The following is a 4,174-nucleotide window of genomic DNA, read 5'->3' as shown; positions in this document are numbered from 1 at the left end:
TCAGTCATTGGACTTCCTTTCATCCTCGTCTCTATTAACTATGAACGATGCGACTGAAACTGGGGCGAACGTTTGCTGGGAGGTCCCTGAATGGTGGGGAGTGCTTTCGCTGGTGGCATATTCCCCATGGTGGGAGGACACACGGAGGGGGGTCCGGACGTGTGCGTCCGGACCCCCCTGAACCGTGCGATGGTAACCGCACCTCGCATACGGACCCAATCGGGCGCAAAGCTATGCCGGGTCCGCCGTACCGGCGAGGGTCGCGACGAGGACCGCCTTGATGGTGTGGAGACGGTTCTCGGCCTCGTCGAAGACGACGGAGTGGGCGGACTCGAAGACCTCGTCGGAGACCTCCAGCTCGCTCAGCCCGTACCGGGCGTGGACGTCGCGCGCCACGGCCGTGCCGAGGTCGTGGTAGGCGGGCAGGCAGTGCAGGAACTTGACGTCGGGGTTCTCCGTGGCCCGCAGGACGTCCATGGTCACCGCGTACGGGGAGAGCGCGGCGATCCGCTCGTCCCAGACCTCCTTGGGCTCGCCCATGGAGACCCACACGTCGGTGACGACGAAGTCGGCGCCGCGCACGCCGTCCTTGACGTCCTCGGTGAGGGTGATGACCGCGCCGCTGGCCTCGGCGAGCTCGCGGGCCGCGGCGACGACGCCGGCCGCCGGCCAGTACGCCTCCGGGGCGACGATCCGGACGTCCATGCCGAGCAGGGCGCCCGTCACGAGGTAGGAGTTGCCCATGTTGAAGCGGGCGTCGCCGAGGTACGCGAAGGCGATGCCGTCCAGGGGCTTGTCCACGTGCTCGGTCATGGTGAGCACGTCGGCCAGCATCTGGGTGGGGTGCCACGCGTCGGTGAGGCCGTTGAAGACCGGGACGCCCGCGAAGGCGGCCAGCTCCTCGACGGTGGCCTGGCTGTCGCCCCGGTACTCGATCCCGTCGAACATCCGGCCGAGGACGCGGGCGGTGTCCCTGATGGACTCCTTGTGGCCGATCTGGGAGCCCGAGGGGTCGAGGTACGTGGTGGAGGCGCCCTGGTCGGCGGCGGCGACCTCGAAGGCGCAGCGGGTGCGGGTGGAGGTCTTCTCGAAGATCAGGGCGATGTTCCTGCCGCGCAGCCGCTGCACCTCGGTGCCCGCCTTCTTGGCGGCCTTGAGCTCGGCGGCGAGCTCGACCAGACCGCGGAACTCCTCGGCGGTGAAGTCCAGCTCCTTGAGGAAGTGGCGGCCGGTGAGGTCAGTGGCCATGGGAAGCGCTCCTGTGTGAGGGTGGGGCGGGCCGGGGCGCGGGGCGCCGCACACGCGGCACCCGGACCCGAAGACCCTGGAAGTCTATACGTAAGACAACATTTATATACAGCCCCGGGGTCTCCCGCCGGTGACCCCCCGCCCCTCCGCCGCTTCAGACGGCGTCCCGCTCCACCGGGCAGCTCATGCAGCGCGGCCCGCCCCTCCCCCGGCCCAGCTCGCTGCCCGGGATCTCGATCACCTCGATGCCCTGCTTGCGCAGATGCGTGTTGGTCGTGACGTTCCGCTCGTACGCGACGACCACCCCCGGCTCCACGGCCAGCACGTTGCACCCGTCGTCCCACTGCTCCCGCTCCGCCGCGTGCACGTCCTGCGTGGCCGTCAGGACCCGGATGTCCTGCAGGCCGAGCGCGGCGGCGATCGCGCTGTGCATCTGCTCCGGCGGATGGTCGGTCACCCTCAGGGACTGGCCCGCGTCCCCCGGTTCGATCGTGTACGACCGGAGGTTGCCGAGCCCGGCGTACTGGGTGAACGTGTCGTGGTCCACCATCGTCATCACCGTGTCCAGGTGCATGAAGGCGCGCCGCTTCGGCATGTCGAGCGCGACGATCGACCGCGCCGAGCCCGCCGCGAACATGCGGCGGGCCAGCATCTCCACCGCCTGCGGGGTGGTCCGCTCGCTCATCCCGATCAGTACGGCCCCGTTGCCGATCACCAGCACGTCGCCGCCCTCGATGGTGGACGGGTAGTCCGGCTGCCCCTCCGACCAGTGGTGGAAGTGGCCGGCCTCCGGGCCGGTGAAGAGGGGATGGTGCTTGTAGATCGCCTCGAAGTGCACGGTCTCGCGCTGCCGGGCCGGCCAGCGCATCGCGTTGATCGACACGCCGTCGTAGATCCACGCCGAGGTGTCCCGGGTGAAGAGGTGGTTCGGAAGCGGGCCGAGGACGAAGTCGTCCAGGTCGAGCGCGTGGAAGCGGACGGACGTCGGCTCCCGGTGCGCCGCCAGGAACTCACGCTTCGTCATGCCGCCGACGAGCGCCTCCCCGAGCGAGGCCGCGTCGAGGGAGTCGAAGGCGGCGCGCAGGTGGTCGGCGGCGAGCGGCCCGTACTCCTTCTCGTCGAAGACCCGGTCGAGGACGAGCGCGCGGGCCGCGGGGACCTCCAGCGCCTCCCGCAGCAGGTCGCCGAAGAGGTGCACCACCACCCCCCGGTCGCGCAGGACGTCGGCGAAGCCGTCGTGCTCCTGGCGGGCCCGGCGCACCCACAGGACGTCGTCGAAGAGGAGGGCGTCCTTGTTGCTCGGCGTGAGCCGCTTCAGCTCCAGATCGGGCCGGTGGAGTATGACGCGGCGAAGCCGCCCGGTCTCGGAATCGACATGGAATCCCATGCGTCCCATCCTGACGGAGCCGGGCGGCGAGAGCCCGCCTTTCGGCCGAGGCGTTCGGAACGCACGCCTCGGTGGAGGACCCGTGGAGGCGGGGTGCCGACGGCCGGTGAGTCATTCCTCCGGTGGGTCACCCCGGCCGGAGGAGGGCCGGGCGGGGCGGGGGAACCGTCTGCGCCGGCCCGGCCGCGCGCGGTCGTAGGGATCGTCCCGGTCGTAGCGGTCGTACGTCTCGTCGCGGTCGTAGGCGTACCTGCGGTCGTCGTCACGGTCGCCGCGCTCGTACGCGTCACCCCGGCCGTGCGGGGCGTCCCTGCGGTCGTCGTCACGGTCGCCGCGCCGGTACGCGTCACCCCGGCCGTGCGGGGCGTCCCTGCCGTCCGGGTCCTGCCGGCCGTCGCTCCGGTCCCGGCCCCTCTCCCGGCCCCGCTCCCCTCCCCCTTCGCGTTCGCGCCGCTCGGCGGCCGACTCCACGCGGGTGGGTTCGTGCACCCGCGGGGCGCGGGGCGCGTCCCGGTGGCCCGCGCGGCCGGCCCGGCCCTCACTCCCGTCCCCGCGCCCCGGGTCCGGCCGCGGCCCGGACTCGTCGAGGGCCGGCCGGGTCCTCGGGGCGTCGTCACAGGGGCCGGAGCCGCCGGCGGCCTCCGCGCCGCCGAGCGTCCGCAGGTACATCAGCACCTGGTACAGGTGATCGCCGATGTCCTCCCGTCCGATGACCCCGGCCACGAGCAGCCGGTCGAGGACGGCCGTCACGTCCTGGTGGTCCTCCCGGCCCTCCCGGCCCTCCCGCCCGTCGCGCCGCTCCTGCTGGAGCCGGAGGCGGATCTCCGCCCGCTTGTCGGCGTACCTCGCCACGTGGTGGGCGATCCGCGCCAGGTCGCCGCTCCGGAGCAGGGCTTCGACGGCGCGGACGCGCTCGGCGATCCGGGCCCATTCGGCCGCGTCCCTGCGCCGCTCGGCCTCGGCGAGGCGTTCGTCCGCCTCCATGGTGACGCCGAGGGTGTCCCGGCGGGACACCTCCGCCCTGACGGTGGCGTCGAGGTCGATGAAGACGTAGACCCGTGTGCGCAGGCCGACGGCGCGGCCGAGCCCGAGGTTCCCGGTGTCGAGCGCGTGCCGTACGGCCTCGTCGGCGCGCTGCGCCTCGGTGATGCCGAACCTCCGGGTGATCCGGCGCAGGCCGTCGAGCAGTTCGTCGTGGAGGAGTTCGGCGACGTCCCAGACCTGTTCCCGGACCACCAGGCGCGGATCGGTCACCGTCCAGTGGACCTTGGCGACCGCCTCGAAGGACACGCCGTCGCCTGCGGCCGGCAGATCGAGCCGGAACTCCGTGACGTGCGTGCCGAGCCGCACCTCGAAGACGGTGTACGGGGAGCCGAAGAGGGGTTTGTCGACGTCCTCGTTCCGGTCGGGCCAGACGACCCGGTGGCCGCCGTTGCGGTAGAGGAGGACGGCCGCGATGCCGCCCTTGCGCTGGTACGGAGGCGGCGACTCGCGCAGCAGCGGGCCCCGCGGGCGCCGTACCGCATCCCGCTCCCCCGG

At 72.2% G+C, this 4,174-nt stretch carries 3 protein-coding genes; all 3 read right to left on the bottom strand.

Annotated features, from left to right (window positions below; translation table 11 throughout):
* Positions 1–231 precede the first annotated feature (231 nt).
* Positions 232–1,248: an ornithine carbamoyltransferase gene (gene argF / locus RIF68_RS29320; RefSeq protein WP_309054303.1), complete on the bottom strand. Its 1,017-nt coding sequence runs from the start codon at positions 1,246–1,248 to the stop codon at positions 232–234.
* A gap of 154 nt (positions 1,249–1,402) precedes the next feature.
* Positions 1,403–2,635, bottom strand: coding sequence for an arginine deiminase (locus RIF68_RS29315; RefSeq protein ID WP_309054302.1), 1,233 nt, complete (start codon positions 2,633–2,635; stop codon positions 1,403–1,405).
* A 111-nt stretch (positions 2,636–2,746) separates the two neighbouring features.
* Positions 2,747–4,174: hypothetical protein (locus RIF68_RS29310; protein ID WP_309054301.1), on the bottom strand; the 1,428-nt coding region annotated here is incomplete at its 5' end.

It is taken from the genome of Streptomyces sp. (assembly GCF_031178505.1).
GTDB classification, from domain to species: Bacteria; Actinomycetota; Actinomycetes; order Streptomycetales; family Streptomycetaceae; genus Streptomyces; species Streptomyces gulbargensis.
Note: the sequence above shows the minus strand (reverse complement) of the source record. Positions and strands in the feature narration are given on the sequence as shown.

Excerpts from the sequence above, each read along its gene's own strand:
- argF (WP_309054303.1), bottom strand. The coding sequence starts at position 1,248 with ATGGCCACTGACCTCACCGGCCGCCACTTCCTCAAGGAGCTGGACTTC.
- RIF68_RS29315 (WP_309054302.1), bottom strand. The coding sequence starts at position 2,635 with ATGGGATTCCATGTCGATTCCGAGACCGGGCGGCTTCGCCGCGTCATA.